Origin of the sequence: Vibrio neonatus, assembly GCF_024346975.1 — a bacterium.
GTDB classification, from domain to species: Bacteria; Pseudomonadota; Gammaproteobacteria; order Enterobacterales; family Vibrionaceae; genus Vibrio; species Vibrio neonatus.
Window position 1 is genome coordinate 903,454 of the sequence record NZ_AP024885.1, and the last position, 18,841, is coordinate 922,294.

The 18,841-nt window shown below is 45.1% G+C and carries 20 protein-coding genes, 1 tRNA gene and 1 riboswitch; of the genes, 9 read left to right on the forward strand and 12 right to left on the reverse strand.

The window, feature by feature from the left end; all coding sequences use genetic code 11:
- Positions 1 to 88: 88 nt before the first annotated feature.
- The gene (grxD, locus tag OCU38_RS04190) at positions 89 to 418 is read left to right on the forward strand and encodes a Grx4 family monothiol glutaredoxin (RefSeq protein ID WP_261823868.1); all 330 of its coding nucleotides are present in this window, start codon (positions 89 to 91) and stop codon (positions 416 to 418) included.
- Between the two features lie 119 nt (positions 419 to 537).
- Here the strand turns inward: grxD and OCU38_RS04195 are convergent, their stop codons facing one another.
- The 11 genes from OCU38_RS04195 to OCU38_RS04245 form a co-directional block, all read right to left on the reverse strand.
- Positions 538 to 1,863 (reverse strand): Na+/H+ antiporter family protein, encoded by a 1,326-nt coding sequence (locus OCU38_RS04195; protein ID WP_261823869.1) that lies wholly within the window; start codon positions 1,861 to 1,863, stop codon positions 538 to 540.
- Positions 1,864 to 1,908: 45 nt separating this feature from the next.
- Entirely contained in the window at positions 1,909 to 2,553 is a 645-nt protein-coding gene (gene rnt / locus OCU38_RS04200; protein ID WP_261823870.1) for a ribonuclease T, read from the reverse strand.
- A gap of 289 nt (positions 2,554 to 2,842) precedes the next feature.
- Complete coding sequence (gene gloA, locus OCU38_RS04205; protein WP_261823871.1) at positions 2,843 to 3,259, reverse strand: lactoylglutathione lyase; 417 nt, start codon at positions 3,257 to 3,259, stop codon at positions 2,843 to 2,845.
- A 44-nt stretch (positions 3,260 to 3,303) separates the two neighbouring features.
- A complete protein-coding gene (nth, locus tag OCU38_RS04210) occupies positions 3,304 to 3,939 on the reverse strand; it encodes an endonuclease III (protein ID WP_261823872.1) in 636 nt (211 codons plus the stop codon).
- A gap of 21 nt (positions 3,940 to 3,960) precedes the next feature.
- Positions 3,961 to 4,653, reverse strand: a complete 693-nt coding sequence (locus OCU38_RS04215) for an electron transport complex subunit E (protein ID WP_261823873.1) — start codon at positions 4,651 to 4,653, stop codon at positions 3,961 to 3,963.
- Entirely contained in the window at positions 4,653 to 5,282 is a 630-nt protein-coding gene (gene rsxG, locus OCU38_RS04220; RefSeq protein WP_261823874.1) for an electron transport complex subunit RsxG, read from the reverse strand. Before rsxG ends, OCU38_RS04215 begins: the two co-directional genes overlap by 1 nt.
- Positions 5,283 to 5,286: 4 nt before the next feature.
- The gene (rsxD, locus tag OCU38_RS04225) at positions 5,287 to 6,336 is read right to left on the reverse strand and encodes an electron transport complex subunit RsxD (protein WP_261823875.1); all 1,050 of its coding nucleotides are present in this window, start codon (positions 6,334 to 6,336) and stop codon (positions 5,287 to 5,289) included.
- Positions 6,336 to 8,828, reverse strand: a complete 2,493-nt coding sequence (gene rsxC, locus OCU38_RS04230; RefSeq protein WP_261823876.1) for an electron transport complex subunit RsxC — start codon at positions 8,826 to 8,828, stop codon at positions 6,336 to 6,338. The genes rsxD and rsxC overlap by 1 nt, the downstream gene beginning before the upstream one ends.
- A 5-nt stretch (positions 8,829 to 8,833) precedes the next feature.
- Positions 8,834 to 9,415: an electron transport complex subunit RsxB gene (gene rsxB, locus OCU38_RS04235; protein WP_261823877.1), complete on the reverse strand. Its 582-nt coding sequence runs from the start codon at positions 9,413 to 9,415 to the stop codon at positions 8,834 to 8,836.
- Positions 9,415 to 9,996, reverse strand: coding sequence for an electron transport complex subunit RsxA (rsxA, locus tag OCU38_RS04240; protein WP_021714914.1), 582 nt, complete (start codon positions 9,994 to 9,996; stop codon positions 9,415 to 9,417). The genes rsxB and rsxA overlap by 1 nt, the downstream gene beginning before the upstream one ends.
- A gap of 377 nt (positions 9,997 to 10,373) precedes the next feature.
- Positions 10,374 to 10,449, reverse strand: a tRNA-Asn gene (locus OCU38_RS04245).
- A gap of 515 nt (positions 10,450 to 10,964) precedes the next feature.
- Here OCU38_RS04245 and uvrB point away from each other — a divergent pair.
- From uvrB to OCU38_RS04260, 3 genes are read left to right on the forward strand one after another with little or no spacing between them, the layout of a single operon-like run.
- On the forward strand, positions 10,965 to 13,007 hold the full coding sequence (gene uvrB / locus OCU38_RS04250; protein WP_261824231.1) for an excinuclease ABC subunit UvrB: 2,043 nt from the start codon (positions 10,965 to 10,967) through the stop codon (positions 13,005 to 13,007).
- Between the two features lie 35 nt (positions 13,008 to 13,042).
- On the forward strand, positions 13,043 to 14,446 hold the full coding sequence (gene luxO, locus OCU38_RS04255) for a quorum-sensing sigma-54 dependent transcriptional regulator LuxO (protein ID WP_261823878.1): 1,404 nt from the start codon (positions 13,043 to 13,045) through the stop codon (positions 14,444 to 14,446).
- The gene (locus OCU38_RS04260; RefSeq protein ID WP_261823879.1) at positions 14,439 to 14,798 is read left to right on the forward strand and encodes an Hpt domain-containing protein; all 360 of its coding nucleotides are present in this window, start codon (positions 14,439 to 14,441) and stop codon (positions 14,796 to 14,798) included. Before luxO ends, OCU38_RS04260 begins: the two co-directional genes overlap by 8 nt.
- A 30-nt stretch (positions 14,799 to 14,828) precedes the next feature.
- Here the strand turns inward: OCU38_RS04260 and yvcK are convergent, their stop codons facing one another.
- Positions 14,829 to 15,716: a uridine diphosphate-N-acetylglucosamine-binding protein YvcK gene (yvcK, locus tag OCU38_RS04265; protein WP_261823880.1), complete on the reverse strand. Its 888-nt coding sequence runs from the start codon at positions 15,714 to 15,716 to the stop codon at positions 14,829 to 14,831.
- 173 nt (positions 15,717 to 15,889) lie between these two features.
- Positions 15,890 to 16,059, forward strand: a riboswitch (molybdenum cofactor riboswitch).
- Here yvcK and moaA point away from each other — a divergent pair.
- The 5 genes from moaA to moaE all read left to right on the forward strand — a co-directional run bounded on the left by moaA (position 16,048) and on the right by moaE (position 18,794).
- Positions 16,048 to 17,037 carry a GTP 3',8-cyclase MoaA gene (gene moaA / locus OCU38_RS04270; protein ID WP_261823881.1) on the forward strand — a complete coding sequence of 330 codons (990 nt, stop codon included), beginning with the start codon at positions 16,048 to 16,050 and terminating at the stop codon, positions 17,035 to 17,037. Its footprint overlaps the riboswitch before it by 12 nt.
- 68 nt (positions 17,038 to 17,105) lie before the next feature.
- Positions 17,106 to 17,618: a molybdenum cofactor biosynthesis protein B gene (gene moaB, locus OCU38_RS04275; RefSeq protein ID WP_261823882.1), complete on the forward strand. Its 513-nt coding sequence runs from the start codon at positions 17,106 to 17,108 to the stop codon at positions 17,616 to 17,618.
- Between the two features lie 6 nt (positions 17,619 to 17,624).
- The gene (gene moaC / locus OCU38_RS04280) at positions 17,625 to 18,104 is read left to right on the forward strand and encodes a cyclic pyranopterin monophosphate synthase MoaC (RefSeq protein WP_261823883.1); all 480 of its coding nucleotides are present in this window, start codon (positions 17,625 to 17,627) and stop codon (positions 18,102 to 18,104) included.
- Positions 18,101 to 18,346, forward strand: a complete 246-nt coding sequence (gene moaD / locus OCU38_RS04285) for a molybdopterin synthase sulfur carrier subunit (RefSeq protein WP_261823884.1) — start codon at positions 18,101 to 18,103, stop codon at positions 18,344 to 18,346. Before moaC ends, moaD begins: the two co-directional genes overlap by 4 nt.
- A gap of 1 nt (position 18,347) precedes the next feature.
- A complete protein-coding gene (moaE, locus tag OCU38_RS04290) occupies positions 18,348 to 18,794 on the forward strand; it encodes a molybdopterin synthase catalytic subunit MoaE (RefSeq protein ID WP_261823885.1) in 447 nt (148 codons plus the stop codon).
- Positions 18,795 to 18,841 lie beyond the last annotated feature (47 nt).

The following is an 18,841-nucleotide window of genomic DNA, read 5'->3' on the forward strand; positions in this document are numbered from 1 at the left end:
AACCTTATTTAGTTTATGGTTTTTATTCTAAGCTAGTAAGGTAAAATGGCGAGATATTATCAAGAGCACACCGACTCAGAGGTCCTTAATGGAAACCCTAGACAAAATTAAACAGCAAATCGAACAAAACACTATTCTTCTATACATGAAGGGTTCACCTAAGCTTCCAAGCTGTGGGTTTTCTTCACAAGCTTCTCAAGCTTTGATGGCGTGTGGCGAGAAGTTTGCTTACGTTGATATTCTGCAAAACCCAGATATCCGTGCCGAGCTTCCAGCTTACGCACAATGGCCTACATTCCCTCAACTTTGGATTGAAGGCGAGCTTATTGGTGGTTGTGACATCATCATTGAGATGTTCCAAAAAGGCGAACTACAACCGCTAGTTAAAGAAGCGGCTGAACGCGCTGCTGGCGAATAAGTGTTTTTGTAACCTATCTTTTAGGTTAACAACTAAAAAAGGCTTCCGTTTGGAAGCCTTTTGTTTATCAGTCATTTACAAATGTGAATTTTGACTAATTACGTTTCTAAATCATGCCCCTAAAGAACCATAGCGGCAATCCAGCCGAAGATGATCAAAGGAATGTTGTAGTGGATAAAGGTAGGCACAACGGTTTGCCAAATATGCTCGTGCTGACCATCAGCGTTCAGACCTGATGTAGGGCCTAAAGTTGAGTCAGAAGCCGGAGAACCCGCATCACCTAACGCTGCTGCCGTACCGACGAGCGCAACCACAGCCATTGGTGAGAAACCAAAAGCCAGCGCCAGCGGAACGTAGATAGTGGCAATAATTGGAATAGTCGAGAACGAAGAACCAATACCCATAGTAACAAGTAGACCAACTACCAACATCAATAACGCCGCCAGTGGTTTGTTGTCACCAATAGAGGTCGACAGTGCTTGCACCAGTGTTTCCACGCCACCTGTCGCTTTCATAACTGCGGCAAAACCGGCTGCAGCAATCATGATAAAGCCAATCATTGCCATCATGTGTACGCCACGGGTAAATACGTCGTGCGTTTCTTTCCATGCAATAACGCCACCAAAGGTGAATACCATAAAGCCTGCTAGCGCCCCGATAATCATAGAGCCTGTATAAAGCTGTACCGAAAGCGCCGCTACAATACCCAACACAGCAACAATAATGTGTTTTTTATTGATGTGGCTTGGCTCAGTGTCAACATGAGTGATTTCTGTTTCTTGGTAGGTTCTTGGTTTGCGATAGCTGATAAAAATCGCAATTAACAGACCGCTGACCATGCCTAGCGCTGGGAATAGCATCGCCATAGGGACATCAGAAGCACTGATGTTGGTTAGTCCGTTATCTCTTAGGTTCTTGAGCAAGATGTTATTCAGGAATATTCCGCCAAAACCAACTGGCAGCACCATGTATGGAGTGACAAGACCAAAGGTCAGCACACAAGCAATCATACGGCGGTCTAGTTTTAGTTTGGCAAACACAGCGAGCAAAGGTGGGATCAGAATGGGGATAAATGCTATGTGTACAGGAATAACGTTTTGCGATGACATGGTAATGAGTACCAAAATTGCCAATACGCCATATTTTAGAGCGGTAGACGCAGAGTCATTTTTTTGACCATTGATGCGTTTTATCGCACTTTGAGCCAATAAATCAGTAATACCTGATTTAGAGATGGCGACAGCAAAGGTACCTAACATGGCGTAACTTAATGCGATGGTCGCACCGCCACCCAATCCACCTTCAAAAGCAGAAATAGTATCAGTGATACTCATGCCTGCGGTAAGTCCACCGACTATGGCACTAAATGTTAACGCAACGACAACGTTAACGCGCATCAATGCCAGCAATAGCATGATGCAAACGGATATAATTATGGGATTCATTAATCTTCTCTGATTGTGTGTTTATACCAACAATTAGGGTTGGTATTAATCTTGGTCCATCAACGGCCAGCCCCCAAGGGCTTTCCACTTATTAACAATTTTACAAAACAGTTCAGCGGTTTTTTGTGTATCGTAAAGTGCTGAATGAGCTTCTTTATTATCGAACTCTATTTGGGCAGCTTTGCACGCTTTTGCCAATACCGTTTGCCCAAAAGCAAGACCACTTAAGGTGGCGGTATCAAATGTCGCAAACGGGTGAAAAGGTACGCGTTTTAGCTTAGAGCGTTCACTCGCTTCAGAGACAAAGCCATGATCAAAGGCGGCGTTGTGGGCAACAATAATGGCGCGGCTGCATTCTGCTTGTTTTTGTTCTTTACGAACTAACTTATAAATTTCTCTGAGTGCTTCTGACTCCGGAATAGCTCCACGTAATGGGCTAAAAGGGTCAGGCATGCCGATAAAATCAAGAGCTTCTTTTTCTAAATTAGCGCCTTCAAAAGGTTCAACCTGAAAATGGATGGTACTTGCAGGATGCAGATCTCCATTTTCATCCATAGCCAGAGTCACTGCGCAAATTTCCAGCAGTGCGTCAGTTTTGGAATTAAACCCAGCTGTTTCTACATCAATAACAACAGGGAAATACCCTCTGAATCGTTTTTTTAGCGTCAAAGCTTCATTTTCTACAGTCATAACAAACAAAACATATAAATAAGGGTGAGCATTATTGCAGATTCATAACTTTTTCTAAACCTAAACATGTATTTAGCTAATGGGAAAGGTGAGAATACTCTTAAATAGTGCTGCGCAATTATTCCACATTTGCATAAAATAGGTGTGCGGATCGAGCCTTATTGAGCTGAGAAGATGTTTATTATTTATAGGGGCAGGCAAGAGCTAGCATTATTAAAGCGGCACAAAAAAGCGATAGTTATCAGCTAACTATCGCCTTAAAGATGTCATGTGCTGAGTTTAAACAGAATTATCCGTTTAGACCTGCAGATGCATTTGCGCGTTGGATCAATTCAATTTTGTAGCCGTCTGGGTCGGTGACAAAAGCGATATGTGTTGAGCCACCTTTTACTGGACCGGGTTCACGGGTGACATTGCCACCAGCGGCTTTAATTGCATCGCATGTGGCGTAGATATCTTCGTAGCCGATAGCAACGTGACCAAAGGCATCACCTAGATCGTATTGAGTGGTACCCCAGTTGTAGGTCAGTTCAATGACGGCGCCTTGAGACTCGTCACCAAAGCCAACAAAGGCAAGAGTGTATTCATACTCTTTGTTTTCGTTTTTACGCAGTAATTCCATACCCATAACCTTGGTATAGAATTCGATAGATTTGTCTAAATCACCCACGCGAAGCATGGTGTGTAATACGCGACCTTGAGACATGCAGTTTCCTTCATTATTTTTATTTTAGGTTAGTGAAAGTGGCTCTAATCTATGATTTTATCTTTAAACTCGCATAGATCTTCTATGATACAGCTACCACAACGTGGCTTACGTGCAATGCAAGTGTAGCGGCCATGTAGAATGAGCCAGTGATGTACGTCGAGTTTAAATTCTTTTGGCACAACTTTAAGCAGTTTTTGTTCTACATCGTCAACCGTTTTACCCATGGCAAACTTAGTACGATTCGATACACGATAAATATGGGTATCGACTGCAATGGTTGGCCAACCAAAGGCAGTATTTAGCACGACATTAGCCGTTTTACGCCCAACGCCGGGTAGCGCTTCTAAGGCTTCTCGGTTTTCTGGCACTTCACCATTGTGCTTTTCTAGTAAGATTTTGCACGTTTTGATGGTGTTTTCGGCTTTCGAGTTAAACAAGCCAATGGTTTTTATATACTGTTTGAGCTCATCAACCCCAAGATCAAACAGTGCTTGCGGTGTATTAGCCACGGGAAATAGCTTATTCGTAGCTTTATTGACACTGACGTCTGTTGCTTGAGCTGAAAGCAAAACGGCAATTAATAGTTCAAAAGGGGAGTTCCAGTTGAGCTCCGTTTCTGGGTGAGGGTTCTCCTCACGCAGTTTTTCCAATATGAGCCGACGCTTATCTTTATTCATTGAGTCCGTTTAAATATAAGATTAATTGTTAGTTACACGAGCACGTTGGATTTCTTTTTTCTCTTGCTTAGGTGCTTTTTTAGCTTGATAGCTGTCTATCCAGTTTTTGGCTGCAATTAAAAAGCCAACGCCAATAAAGGCGCCCGGTGGCAACATAGCCAGCAAGAAGTTGCTATCTACATGGTAAACTTGGATTCGTAACACACTTGCCCAATCACCGAGTAGTAAATCTGCGCCATCAAATAAGGTGCCGTTACCTAAGATCTCACGCATTGCGCCAAGCACAACCAATACCGCCGTCATCCCTAAGCCCATCCACAGCCCATCTAACACGGCCAGCAAAGGTGTATTTTTAGAAGCATACGCTTCTGCGCGGCCAATGATAATGCAGTTTGTCACAATTAATGGAATAAAAATGCCAAGAGACAGGTAAAGTCCGTACGCATACGCATTTATGAGAAGCTGCACACAGGTGACGAGTGCGGCGATGATCATAACAAAAATAGGCAAACGGATTTCTTGTGGCACATGGTGGCGAATCAAAGAGATCGTCAGGTTTGAGCCAACCAGTACCATAAGAGTGGCAATACCAAGCCCCATCGCATTGGTGACGGTTGCCGATACTGCCAACAATGGACATAAGCCAAGCAGTTGCACTAGTGCGGGGTTGTTGTCCCACAGCCCATTTTTTAATAGGAGTTTTTTCTCTGACATTATTTCACCTCACATTGTGGTGACTGGTTCAAGATCTGCTCTTGGTTTTGAGAAAAGTATAAGCCAGTTTTGTATACCGATTTTACTACCGCGCGCGGGGTGATGGTTGCGCCAGTAAATTGGTCAAATTGGCCGCCATCTTTACGTACATGCCAGCTGTCGTGGTTATCTGGGGTAATGATTTTATTGGCAAAAGATAAAATCCAATCTGAGACTCGCAAATCAATTTTGTCGCCAAGCCCAGGGGTTTCATTTTGCGATAACACGCGAGTGCCCAAGACTTTACCTTGTAAGTCTATACCCACTAACAACTTGATAGCGCCGTTATAGCCATCGGGAGCTATGGTTTCAATGGCTATTGCGGTTGGCGCGCCGTCTAAGGTTGCCACATACGCAGGCATGCTTTCTTGCGTGCCTAATGCTGGGTTATTTAGCTGTAGGCAATTTGCGTATAGCTCATTGTCGTGCATGCTCATTGGGATAACTTGGTTGAGTTGCCCTTGTAGCTGCGCAATTTGTTGAGCCTGTATGGTGTCCTTGGTCAATAGGTGTGTTATTGAAACAACACCTGTTGTAATGCAAGCGAACATGGCAAGGATCAAACCGTTTTTCTGTATGGTTTTAAACATGATATTACTTGTGACCGTAGGTTCTTGGTTGAGTGTAGTAATCAATAAGTGGCACACACATATTGGCAATAATCACGGCAAACGCAATCCCATCTGGGAAGCCGCCAAAGGTGCGAATAATCACCACCAGTGCGCCAATGAGCGCGCCAAAAATCAATCGACCTTTGACAGTGGTGGCCGCAGATACGGGATCGGTGGCAATAAAGAACGCCCCGAGCATGGTTGCCCCAGAGAACAGCTGAAATAGGGGAGAGCCCTGTGCGCCCGGAGTAATAATAAATAGCAATACGCTCATGCCCAATACACCGGCCAATACGCCAGCAGGGATATACCACTGAATGACGCGCAGCTTCACCATTACTAAACCGCCAATTAGGAACATGATATTAACCCATTCCCAACCAAATCCAGCAATCCCAGAAAATAGTGGGCTATTGGTGATTTCAGACAGAGTTTGACCGTGGCCAAGCCCAGTTTTTACGGTATCTAATGGAGTGGCCATGGTAATGCCATCTACACCGGTGCGTATTTGCTGTAGCGACATGCCATCAATATTAAAGCCACTGAATATTAAGGATAGCGCATCGGTAGCGCCTACCGGAGTCGATGAAATTTGTGCAGGCGTTAACCAACTGGTCATCTGCACCGGAAAAGAGATCAGCAAGACTACGTAAGCGACCATTGCCGGATTAAAGAGGTTTTGCCCAATACCACCGTATAGGTGCTTGGCGACCACAATTGCAAAAAATAGACCGATTACCGTGATCCACCAAGGCGAGAGTGGAGGAATGGCAATCGCAAGCAATAATCCGGTTAATAGCGCACTGTTATCACGCAAAGCGCCAAAGGGTGAACGTCCACGTAATAACATGATGACGGACTCAAAAGACCATGCCACCAAAATGGCAAACAGCACTTGTATTATCGTGCCAAAGCCAAAAAAGTAGGTTTGCGCCAAAATGCCCGGAATGGCACAAATGGCAACTAACAGCATCATATTCGACAGTGAGCGACGCTTTTGAGTGTGTGGTGAACTGGCGATAAAAAATGCCACTAGTTTTTCTCCTTAGAGTCACTGCTATCGGCTTGTTGAGCCGCTTTTCTTGCTTTTGCCCGTGCAATCGCCGCGGCTACTGCGGCTTTCTTCGGGTCGTTTTCTGGTGCAGGTTCACTGTGTTGTGATGCTGCGTTATCTGTTGCTTGTTGCTCTGCTTTGCGCGCTTTGGCGCGAGCAATAGCAGCGGCCACGGCGGCTTTTTTCGGGTCATCACTTGGCGCAGGTTCGCTAGTTTCTGACTCGGTGCTACTTGCTGAAGCTTGCTCTGCTTTACGCGCTTTAGCGCGAGCAATGGCGGCTGCCACAGCAGCTTTTTTCGGGTCATCACTTGGCGTAGGTTCGCTAGTTTCTGACTCGTTGTTATCTGCTGAGGCTTGCTCTGCTTTACGCGCTTTAGCGCGAGCAATAGCGGCGACAGCTGCTTTTTTCGGGTCATCGCTTGGCGCAGGTTCGCTAGTTTCTGATTCGGTGTTATCTGCTGAGGCTTGTTCTGCTTTGCGCGCTTTAGCGCGGGCAATGGCGGCGGCTACCGCTGATTTTTTCGAATCAGCTTCGCTATCGGTCGCACTTGCCGTGGCGTTTGTCGTTGCACTTGCTTGAGCGGCTTTCTTAGCTTTAGCTCTTTCTACTGCCGCTTTAATGGCGTCGTGCTTCGCCGATTTATCATCGTTTGCATCAGCGTTACCGTTTGCTGATGCGGCAAGCTGTTCTTTCTTCGCTTTAGCGCGCGCAATTGCCGCAGCTACTGCATCGGTTTTAGAGTCTGCTTTAGCGTCTGTGGCTGAATCACCATCGGCTTGTGATTGTTGGGCTTTACGTGCGCGAGCTTCTTGTTTGCGTTGCTCACGAAGTTTGCGCATTTCAGAGTTATCAGGTTCAGCAGTTTCACTTGGTTGAACTTGTGCTTGTTTAGCTTTAGCGCGGGCAATGGCGGCCGCAACCGCAGATTTTGGTCCTTCAGCTTTTTGCTGTTTAACTCGCTCGATAGCAGCGGCAATAGCATCACCACCGTCAGCGGTTTTCATTTGGCTGCGACGTTTATCGGCAGCTTGTTTGTATTTTTGTTCGCGTTCAAGTTTGTCGCGCTCTAGACGCTCTTTACGCTGTTCAAAACGCACTTTAGCGCGCTCAGCCGCTTCTTGCTCCGCATTGCGAGTTTTGATCTCAGCTTTAGACTGACGGTAGTATTGCACTAACGGAATGTTACTTGGGCACACATACGCGCAAGCGCCACATTCAATGCAGTCTTTAAGGTTGTACTCTTCTAATTTGTCCAGGTCTTGATCTTTGGAATACCACAGCATTTGCTGAGGCAGTAGCGATGCGGGGCACACCTCAGCGCATTGACCACAGCGGATACACGCCATTTCGTGATCATCAAAAGAAATCTCACGTTTTCCCGGTGCTAATACGCAGTTACTGATTTTAGTCAGTGGCGCTTCAATTTGTGGCAGAGCAAAGCCCATCATAGGGCCGCCGATAATCACGGCTTGCTTTTTGGTGGGCGTAAATTCGCCTTGTTTTAACAAGTGCGCCACTGGAGTACCAATAGGCACCCAGTAGTTTTTCGCCGATTTAATGCTTTTACCGGTTAAGGTAATGACGCGCTCAATAAGAGGCTCACCATCAATCACCGCACGTTTTACTGCAAATGCTGAACCTACATTGAACATAGTCATACCAATATCAGCCGAGTAGCCGTTACTTGGTATTTCTTTATTGGTCAGGATTTTGATCAGCTGTTTGGATGCGCCCGATGGGTATTTGGTTGGCACAGCGCGAATCACTACGTCGTGATCAGCTCCGGCTTTATGTAATGCTTCGATTGCTTCAGGCTTGTTATCTTCAACACCAATGATCGCTAATTTAGGCTTTAGAATATGCTTTAAAATCTCAATGCCTTGCATGATTTCATCAGCATATTCACGCATCAAAGTATCATCAGCGGTAATGTACGGCTCACATTCAGCCGCATTGATAATTAAAATATCAACTCGACCAAGACCGGATTGCAATTTACGTGCGGTAGGGAAACCTGCACCGCCTAGCCCGGAAATACCCGCTTGGCGAATAATATCCAGCAGTTGCTCAGGATTACATTGGGTGTAATCAGGCACACCTTGGTGCGAAATCCATGTGTCTTGATGATCGACTTTGATTACGATCGACATCTCTGGAATAGCAGAAGGGTGGCAACTTGGGCGAGGCTCAATAGCAATAACTTCTCCGGAGGTGGCCGCATGTACAGGCAGGCTTAAACTGGAGTTGTATTGTGTTAAAGGTTGTCCTTTTAGCACTTTGTCGCCAACACGGACAATCACATCACCTTTTTTACCTATGTGTTGCTTGATAGGTATGATTAATTCATCAGCGAGACTCGAGCGCGCAATCTTTGAGGATTGAGATTGAGATTTGTTCTCTGGTGGATGAACACCCCCTGGGAATTCCCATAGGTGACCAGAGCGAATTTTTTCGATTAAAGAGAGCATGTTCGCTACGAGTTTCCGTTAGTGCTAGAGGTGGTATCAATGTTAACCACAGGTATAGTGTTAAGCTGCCATTGCCAGTTGTCGGTGGTGGTTTTCACTGGAACCATTTCAATGCAGTCGGTTGGGCAAGGTGAAACACATAAATCACAACCTGTGCACTGATCTGAAATGACCGTATGCAGTGCTTTAGTGCCGCCAACAATGGCATCCACTGGGCAAGCCTGAATACATTTGGTGCAGCCAATGCACATGTCTTCGTGAATAAAGGCGACTTTTTTAACGTTATCAGAAAGATCGTGCGCAGAATCTGGCACATCCACACCCAGTAAATCAGCCAGTTTTTGAATCGTGGCTTCACCGCCGGGAGGGCATTTGTTGATGTCATCGCCGTTAGCAATCGCTTCTGCATAGGGTTTACAGCCAGGGTAGCCACATTGACCGCATTGAGTTTGCGGTAAAATGGCATCGATTTGTTCAACAATTGGGTCGGATTCGACTTTGAAACGGATTGAAGCAAAGCCCAGTAATCCGCCAAAGAATGCCGCTAAAATCACTAGGGCAACAATTGCGATAATAATAGCGGTCATTATATTTTCACCAAACCAGTAAAGCCCATAAACGCTAAAGCCATCAAGCCTGCGGTGATCATGGCAATGGATGCGCCTTTAAATGGAGTCGGTACATCGGAGGCGGCGATACGCTCACGCATCGAAGCAAACAAAATAAGTACCATTGAAAAGCCTACTGCCGCGCCAAAGCCATAGATGATAGATTCGATAAAGCTATGGTTTTCATTGACGTTAAGTAACGCAACACCTAATACCGCACAGTTAGTAGTAATAAGAGGGATAAAGATACCGAGTAAGCGATACAGAGTCGGGCTGGTTTTGTGTACCACCATTTCGGTAAATTGCACCACGACCGCAATCACCAAGATAAAGCTCATGGTTCTGAGATATTCAATGCCCAGCGGCTCTAATAAATAGGTTTCAACTAAGTAGGCGCAGACAGAGGCCAAGGTTAAAACAAAAGTTGTAGCAAGCCCCATGCCTATCGCCGCCTCTAATTTTTTAGAGACGCCCATGAAAGGACATAAGCCTAAGAATTTAACTAGCACAAAGTTATTGACCAGCACTGTACCAATCAACAACAAAATATATTCGGTCATACCAATTTTTTACTCACCCAGATCGAGTTGAACATTATCCTAATTTGTTAGGTATATAACAACATAACATCTGTAGGGATTTAGAAAATATAGCTCTTAATACGCAGTTCTTTTTGATTACAGTACATAAAATTACGTCTTAAAGTGGAAAAAGACCCTTATTTCGTCATTTTGGCTATGAATTATGGGGACTAAGGTTTCACTTCTTTTTAGTGGAAGAAGGGCAATCGAAGTGTTTTAGCGGGTTAAAAATGCCCAATTTGTAGCGGAAAATGAGCCCAATGAGGATGATAACCAAATTGGCATTCCGATGTTATTGAGCTAACTGAAAGGCATAAAAAAAGCCGTATCCTGAGATACGGCTTTTTCTAAAAATTTGGCTCCCCCTGCAAGACTTGAACTTGCGACATACGGATTAACAGTCCGCCGTTCTACCAACTGAACTAAGGGGGAATTGCTGTAAAGCGAGCGGAATATTACTGATATGGTAAATATCTGTCAATACAAAATCGTCAGAAATAACAAAAAAAGTAATCTAGTGGTATTTCCCGAAATAGCCAGCCCAGAGCCTATAAGGCTTTCGAGTACTTATCCACTGTTTTTGTGGATAAGTGTGTTAATTACTCATGGGTAACTTTTTTCTGTTAACAGGCTGATAACGTTAACCTAAGCATGGACAAAATCAGGAAGTTCAATTAAGACAAGGTGTTGTACGAGAATTACGTGCTATAAATGCACCAAAAAGAGGCGTATTTCAAATGCTTGTAAAATAAACATAAATGTAACGTATGACGAATTTTGGGGAAAAGCTGTGAGTTAAATTGATGTTACTAAAGAGGGGTTTTTCTGTAGGGTTGAAGAATATAGCAAATGTTAAAATCGAGTGCTAGTACTATTCGTGATAAAATTGATATAACTACCTATAAAGAACGGTCAGGTGAAGGTAACTCACTTTGGAAGAACAAAATTTGGAAGAAAAAAGCACAAAAACGTTTGATTTAGTCTCAAGCTATGAACCTGCAGGAGATCAGCCCACAGCGATTAAACAGTTGTTAGAAGGGCTAGATAATGGCTTAGCGCATCAAACTTTACTTGGCGTAACCGGCTCAGGTAAAACTTTTTCATTGGCGAATGTGATTGCCAAAGCGCAGCGTCCGGCAATTATTCTGGCACCGAACAAAACTCTAGCGGCTCAGCTATACGGTGAGATGAAGGCCTTTTTTCCGAATAATGCCGTGGAGTACTTTGTCTCTTACTATGATTACTATCAGCCGGAAGCTTATGTTCCGACGACCGATACCTTTATAGAGAAAGATTCGTCGGTGAATGCGCACATCGAGCAAATGAGACTGTCCGCCACTAAAGCGCTCCTTGAAAGAAAGGACGCCATTATCGTGGCCTCAGTGTCGGCAATCTATGGTTTGGGTGACCCTGAATCCTATTTGAAAATGATGCTGCACGTCACCCGTGGTGATGTGGTGAATCAACGTGACATCTTACGCCGTTTGGCCGAATTGCAGTATTCGCGTAACGATGTGGCGTTTGAGCGTGGTCAGTTTCGCGTTCGCGGAGAAGTGATTGATATTTATCCGGCAGAATCGGAGCACGATGCGGTGCGCATTGAAATGTTCGATGATGAGATAGATTGCATCAGCGTGTTTGATCCTTTGACCGGTTCAGTAACTCAGCGCGATTTGCCTCGCTATACCATTTATCCGAAAACTCACTATGTGACGCCTCGCGATCGCATGTTAGAGGCGATTGAGAAAATCAAAGCGGAGCTGGTGGATCGCAAACAATACCTGCTTGAAAACAACAAATTATTGGAAGAGCAGCGCATCAGTCAGCGCACTCAGTTCGATATCGAAATGATGAATGAGCTGGGCTTTTGTTCTGGGGTAGAGAACTATTCTAGGCATCTCAGTGGGCGCGATGAGGGTGAGCCGCCACCGACCTTATTTGATTATCTTCCGCACGATGGTTTGTTGGTGATTGATGAATCCCACGTTACCGTGCCGCAAATCGGCGCTATGTATAAAGGTGACCGCTCTCGTAAAGAGACTTTGGTTGAGTTTGGCTTTCGTTTACCGTCGGCGTTGGATAATAGGCCGCTTAAATTTGATGAGTTTGAGGCATTAGCGCCGCAAACCATTTTTGTGTCGGCAACACCTGGTGATTATGAAAAGGAAACCTCAGGTGGAGACATCGCCGAGCAAGTGGTGCGCCCAACCGGCTTGCTTGACCCTGAATTAGAAGTGCGCCCCGTAGCCACTCAAGTGGATGATCTCTTATCTGAAATACGCATACGTAGCGTAAAAGATGAAAGAGTGTTGGTGACTACTTTAACCAAGCGTATGGCGGAAGATTTAACTGAATACTTGACCGAGCACGATGTGAAAGTGCGCTATTTGCACTCTGATGTGGATACGGTTGAACGTGTTGAGATCATTCGTGATTTACGCTTAGGCGAGTTTGATGTGTTAGTGGGCATTAACTTACTTCGAGAAGGTCTGGATATGCCTGAGGTATCGCTAGTGGCTATCTTAGATGCGGATAAAGAGGGCTTTTTACGCTCTGAGCGCTCACTGATTCAGAGCATAGGTCGCGCCGCGCGAAACTTGGAAGGTAAAGCCATCTTATATGCCGATCGCATCACTAAGTCGATGGCGAAAGCGATGGGCGAAACCGAGCGACGCCGTTTAAAACAGCAACAATATAATGAACAGCACGGCATAGTGCCGCAAGCGCTGAAGAAAAGTATCAAAGACATTATGGAGTTGGGCAACGCCACTAAATCCAGTAGCAATAGGAAGTCTAAGGCTGTACCTTTGTCGAAAGTGGCTGAAAATGATGAACAATATAAGAGTTTAACCCCGCAACAGCTTGAGAAACTGATCCTTAAACTGGAAAATGAGATGTATCAGCATGCACAAAATCTTGAGTTTGAAGAAGCTGCGGCTAAACGCGATCAGATGGAAGAGTATCGTCGTCAATTTATCGCCAATAGCTAATTTATTTTAATCGTGCCTTATTAGGTTTAGGTTCAATGCCAAAAAACAAAGCAGAAAATCAACAGCTAAAACTATTAATGGTTGAAGATACGTTATCGGTCGCCAGTTTGTACCAAACGTATCTCGCGACACTTAATTTAGACATTTGTATTGTTTCCAGTGGTGAGGCGGCGCTTGCGCACCTTGCCCAGCATTCGATTGATCTTATGCTGCTTGATTTGCACCTGCCTGATATGACCGGCATGGATGTACTGAAAAAGGTACGCACTCAAGCGCCGAAAGTGCCAGTGATATTTATGACCGCTTATGGCTCGATTGAAGTGGCGGTTGAGGCAATGCGCGCAGGAGCGCATGATTTTTTGATTAAACCGTGCGAAGCCGATCAGCTCCGTATCACGGTCTCTAAAGCCATTCACCAAACGCAAAATGCGCAGCACGATGTGCTAGGGGATGTCAGTCAATATCAAGGCTTTATTGGCTCTAGCTCTAGCATGCAGCAGGTGTACAAAACCATAGATTCAGCGGCATCCAGTAAAGCGAGCATTTTTATTACTGGCGAGAGCGGCACCGGTAAAGAGGTGTGTGCAGAGGCGATTCATTCCGTCAGCAACCGTAGCACGCAACCTTTTATTGCGCTCAACTGTGCGGCAATTCCCAAAGATTTGATTGAAAGTGAGTTGTTTGGTCACGTTAAAGGAGCATTTACCGGAGCGGCGACCGACCGTAAAGGGGCGGCGGAGCTTGCCGATGGTGGCACCTTATTCTTAGATGAATTGTGCGAAATGGATTTAGAGTTGCAGACCAAATTACTGCGCTTTATCCAAACCAGCACTTATCAAAAGGTGGGTTCATCAAAACTGAGCCGGGTGGATGTGCGCTTTGTGTGTGCAACCAACAAAGACCCTTGGGAAGAGGTGCGTAAAGGCCGTTTTCGTGAAGATTTATATTACCGCTTGTATGTGATCCCTCTGCACCTTCCGCCTTTGCGAGAAAGAGGTGACGATATTATTGAGATTGCTTATTCGTTATTAGGCTTTACCTCCTTAGAAGAAAACAAGAATTTTGGTAAATTCCAAGAAGAGGTGCTGCGTCATTTTGTTACCTATCCTTGGCCGGGGAATGTGCGTCAGCTGCAAAACGTTATTCGTAATATCGTGGTTTTAAATGAAGGCGAAGAGGTGACCTTAGAGATGTTACCGTCACCACTGGATCGTTTCAAAGTGGCCTCTTTTTCAGAAGATGCCATTGATACCTTCTTAGATCCTGAACACAGTGATGACAGTCGAAAAATCATCCCTTTAGCGCAGGTTGAACGTCGCGTAATAGAAAGAGCCATTCAATTGTGTGGTGGCAGTATTCCTTCAGCCGCGACCGAATTGGACGTGAGTGCATCAACACTGTATCGAAAACTAGAAAAGTGGGAGAAAGGACGTGGATGAGTTTAATCTTCTGCAAAACGATAAGATTGTCAGTTTGAGTGCCCAAGTTGGGGAGGAAATGATGCCCACCTTACTCGACCTGTTTAAACAAGAGTTACAAGAATATATCGGGCAGATAGATGGCGTGGAGATCACGACCCAAAGCCGAGAGCTAATCGCTCGTACTTGCCATGCAATTAAAGGGAGTGCGCCAAGTTTTGGCGCTATTTTAGTCACTGAAAAAGCCACCCAGATGGATGCATTTTACAAACAACAACGTTTGGCTGAATTTGATCAGCAATGCCAAGAGCTGGTGTCGATATTAAGACGCACCGTGTATAAATTAGAGCAGTTACAAGCGCAACTGCATTAATTTGTTCGCATCATCATGCTGTTATCATATTTATGATAATTGCTCTAAAATCGCCACACTGAGTTTATCGCGGTCATGACGCCACTCTCTGTTCATCGAGGCGAGATCGCGAGTAACAATATTCCATCTATCTTCTAGCTCGGGATGAGGCTTACCGCCAAGTACCACATCTATTTTTCGACCTTGGCAAGCGCGCTCAATCCACGCTAATTTTTGTGCCAATTCCATGCGTCCTGCAGGCCCGTATTCTGGGCTTAGGTTTTCTACCACGATCACTTTTGCTTGCGAGTTACTGTTTATGGCGCGGCCAATTTCGGGCAATAACAGCGGTGGCATGATGCTAGTAAGGAAGCTTCCTGGACCTAACACAATAGCATTGGCTTGTTTTATCGCTTCAATGGCTTCACTGATGGCGGGCACTTCAGGGTCAAGATCCAGTCGCAGTAGATCTTCTTCCATCTCATCGACACTGGTTTCACCTTTTACCCAATGCCCTTTGGTTGATAGGGCGCGCAGATCAGATGGGTGCTCAGTCATAGGTAAAATATTTACCTCAACCTTTAGCATTTCACGAACCAAATTAATCGCTTGCAAAGGACGAATCGAAAGGTTGTCCATAGCGGTTAAAATTAGGTTGCCTAGATTGTGACCGTCTAGCTCGCCCAGACCACGAAAGCGATATTCAAATATCATTGAGCTAATCGACGGCTCAGTGATTAACTGATTGATACAGTTACGAGTATCTCCCCAAGCAATGCCTCCTTGGCAATGGCGAATACGTCCCGTTGAACCACCATTATCTGTGGTGGTGACAATGCCAGTGGCATTGCTTCCAAAGTCTTTGAGTGCGGCTAACATACGGCCTAACCCATGCCCACCGCCAACGGCGACAACTTTGTTTTTTGAGAATATATCCACGTTGCTAACTCTTTATTGATAGAGGATTTTTAATAAATGTATCGGAAATTGCGAAATTGACCAAATAATTCGATGATGAAGTTGTTTGAAGCCGCTTTTTATAACATTCATCTTGGTAAAAATTTTGCCATTCCATTAGGCTCTACTCTTACCTATGAAAAATGGTTTATACTGTAGGTGAAAAACTCCGAGTCTTCTCCACTAAGTTTGTCGTTATTACCCTGAAAACAGGGGCATTCAATTGACACAATATGTGGTTTTGGCCGTGACATTTTGTCACCAGGGCTACTCTAGAAATGGCGTTGCCTCCCGTATTTAGGAAAGGTGTTTTGTGACGCAACAATTTGAAGATAGTTTCCACCGCAAGTTTTATTACTTGCGTCTTTCTGTTACCGATGTCTGTAACTTTAAGTGTAATTACTGCTTACCGGATGGCTATCGTCCTGAAGCGAGTAAGCGCCCCCCTTTTATTACTCTACCCGAGATACAGCGTGTAGTGAGAGCTTTTGCGCATTGTGGCACCACTAAAGTGCGTATCACTGGCGGAGAGCCAACTCTGCGCCGAGATTTTACCGATATTGTACACAGTGTCGCGCAAACTCCGGGCATCAAAAAAATCGCCACCACCACCAATGGCTACCGCATGCAAAAGCAAGTTTCTGACTGGCAGCAAGCGGGCTTAACTCACATCAACGTCAGCCTAGATAGTTTAGACCCGAAACAATTTTATCAGATCACCGGACAAAACCGTTTTCACGATGTGATGTCGGGCATCGACCGCGCTTTTGAAATTGGCTATGAACAAATCAAAGTGAATGTGGTGCTGCTTAAAGATCTAAACAGTCAGCAATTGCCACAGTTTCTTAATTGGATAAAAGATAGGCCAATACAGCTGCGTTTTATCGAGTTAATGAAAACCGGAGAAATGGATGAGCTGTTTGATAAACGCCATGTGTCTGGAGTATCGATACGTAATCACTTGATTGCGAATGGCTGGCTACTAAAGCTAAGAGAAGCCAACGATGGGCCAGCTCAAGTGTTTATCCACCCAGACTATGACGGTGAGATAGGGTTAATCATGCCGTATGAAAAAGGCTTTTGCTCTACCTGTAACCGACTGCGCGTTTCAGCAATGGGTAAACTGCATTTGTGTCTTTTTGGAGAAGAAGGGTTAGAGCTTCGCGATCTCATGCAAGAAGACCAGCAAGAACAAGAGCTTATCGCTCGCATCTCGCAAGGTCTAAAAGTTAAAGACGTCAGTCACCACCTCGACCAGAATAACCCTGGGGCCACCCCACATCTGGCGTCGATTGGCGGCTGAGTTAATTACCTCGATTGGTATCACCTCGTTTAATTTAAATTATAAATAGTACAAAGGAATTGAGACTTATGGGACACGCTCATGACGATTTTACGCCGGCAAGTATTGCGGTTTTAACGGTATCTGACACTCGCACAGAAGAGACGGACACCAGTGGTGGCTATTTAGTGGATCAGCTTAAAGCAACGGGTCACAAGTTAGCAGATAAGAAAATTGTAATTGATGACGTTTATAAGATTCGCGCAATCGTCTCACAGTGGATTGCCGATGAGTCTGTAGATGCCATCTTGCTAACTGGTGGCACAGGCTTTACTGCCCGTGACTTTACCCCAGAGGCACTGACTCCTCTATTTGATAAGCAAGTGGAAGGTTTCGGTGAATTATTCCGCGCGGTTTCTTATGAAGAAATTGGCACTTCAACCATTCAATCGCGCGCCATTGGCGGTTTTGCCAACCGTACCGTTATTTTAGCCATGCCGGGCTCAACAGGTGCTTGTCGTACAGCTTGGACTCGCATTATTAAGGATCAGTTAGATTCGCGTCATAAGCCGTGTAACTTCATGCCACATATTGGGAAGTAACGTCGAATGAGTGAATTAACCCATATCAATCAAAATGGCGAAGCGAACATGGTGGATGTGTCGGCAAAAGCGGATACGGTCCGCGAAGCACGCGCTGAAGCTATTGTGACTATGTCTGAGCAAACCTTGTCCCTGATATTAAGTGGTGAACATCATAAAGGTGATGTATTTGCTACTGCGCGCATTGCGGGCATTCAAGCGGCCAAGAAAACGTGGGACTTAATTCCCCTTTGTCATCCATTGTTGCTGTCTAAAGTGGAAGTGCAACTGACACCACTACTAGAAAGCAATCAAGTGAGAATTGAGTCTGTTTGCAAGCTGGCCGGTAAAACAGGCGTTGAAATGGAAGCGCTGACCGCAGCTTCTGTAGCGGCGCTGACCATTTATGACATGTGTAAAGCGGTACAAAAAGATATCGTTATTTCGCAAGTTAGACTGCTAGAGAAAAGCGGCGGAAAATCAGGACACTTTGAGGCGAGCCTATGATTAAAGTGGTATTTTTTGCGCAAGTGCGTGAGCTGGTGGGGCAGGATGAAGTGCTTATTGATAGCCAAAGTGCCTCAGTCGAGGATATTCGTCAGCAATTAATGGCTCGCGGTGATAAATGGGCGCTAGCGCTTGAGTCGGGCAAGTTATTAGCTGCGGTTAACCACACAATGTCACCGCTAGATACTTTGGTTAAAGCGGGCGATGAAGTGGCGTTTTTTCCTCCGGTAACAGGTGGCTAATATGGATAGAGTGTTGGTTCAAGAACAAGATTTCGACCTTGCTGAAGAATACGCCCTATTAGGCGAATCCTCATCTATCGGCGCTGTGGTTACATTTGTAGGAAAAGTACGAGATTTCAACCTTGGTGACAACGTCATCGGATTGCATTTACAACACTATCCGCAGATGACCGAAAAAGCATTGCATGAAATTTGCTTAGAAGCGCGCGCTCGCTGGCCCTTAGATAAGGTGACGGTGATCCACAGAGTAGGGGATTTAGATATTGCCGACCAAATCGTGCTGGTGGGTGTGTCTAGTGCGCACAGAGATGCGGCATTTGCCAGCTGTGAATTCATCATGGACTACCTAAAAACTAAAGCTCCTTTTTGGAAAAAAGAGCGCTTAACCAATGCATCTCGTTGGATAGAGTCTCGTGAATCCGATCAAGAATCTATGCAGCGATGGTAGTTATATAAGTTTACGCTAATGTGATCTGAGTCACAGATTTTTTAAAT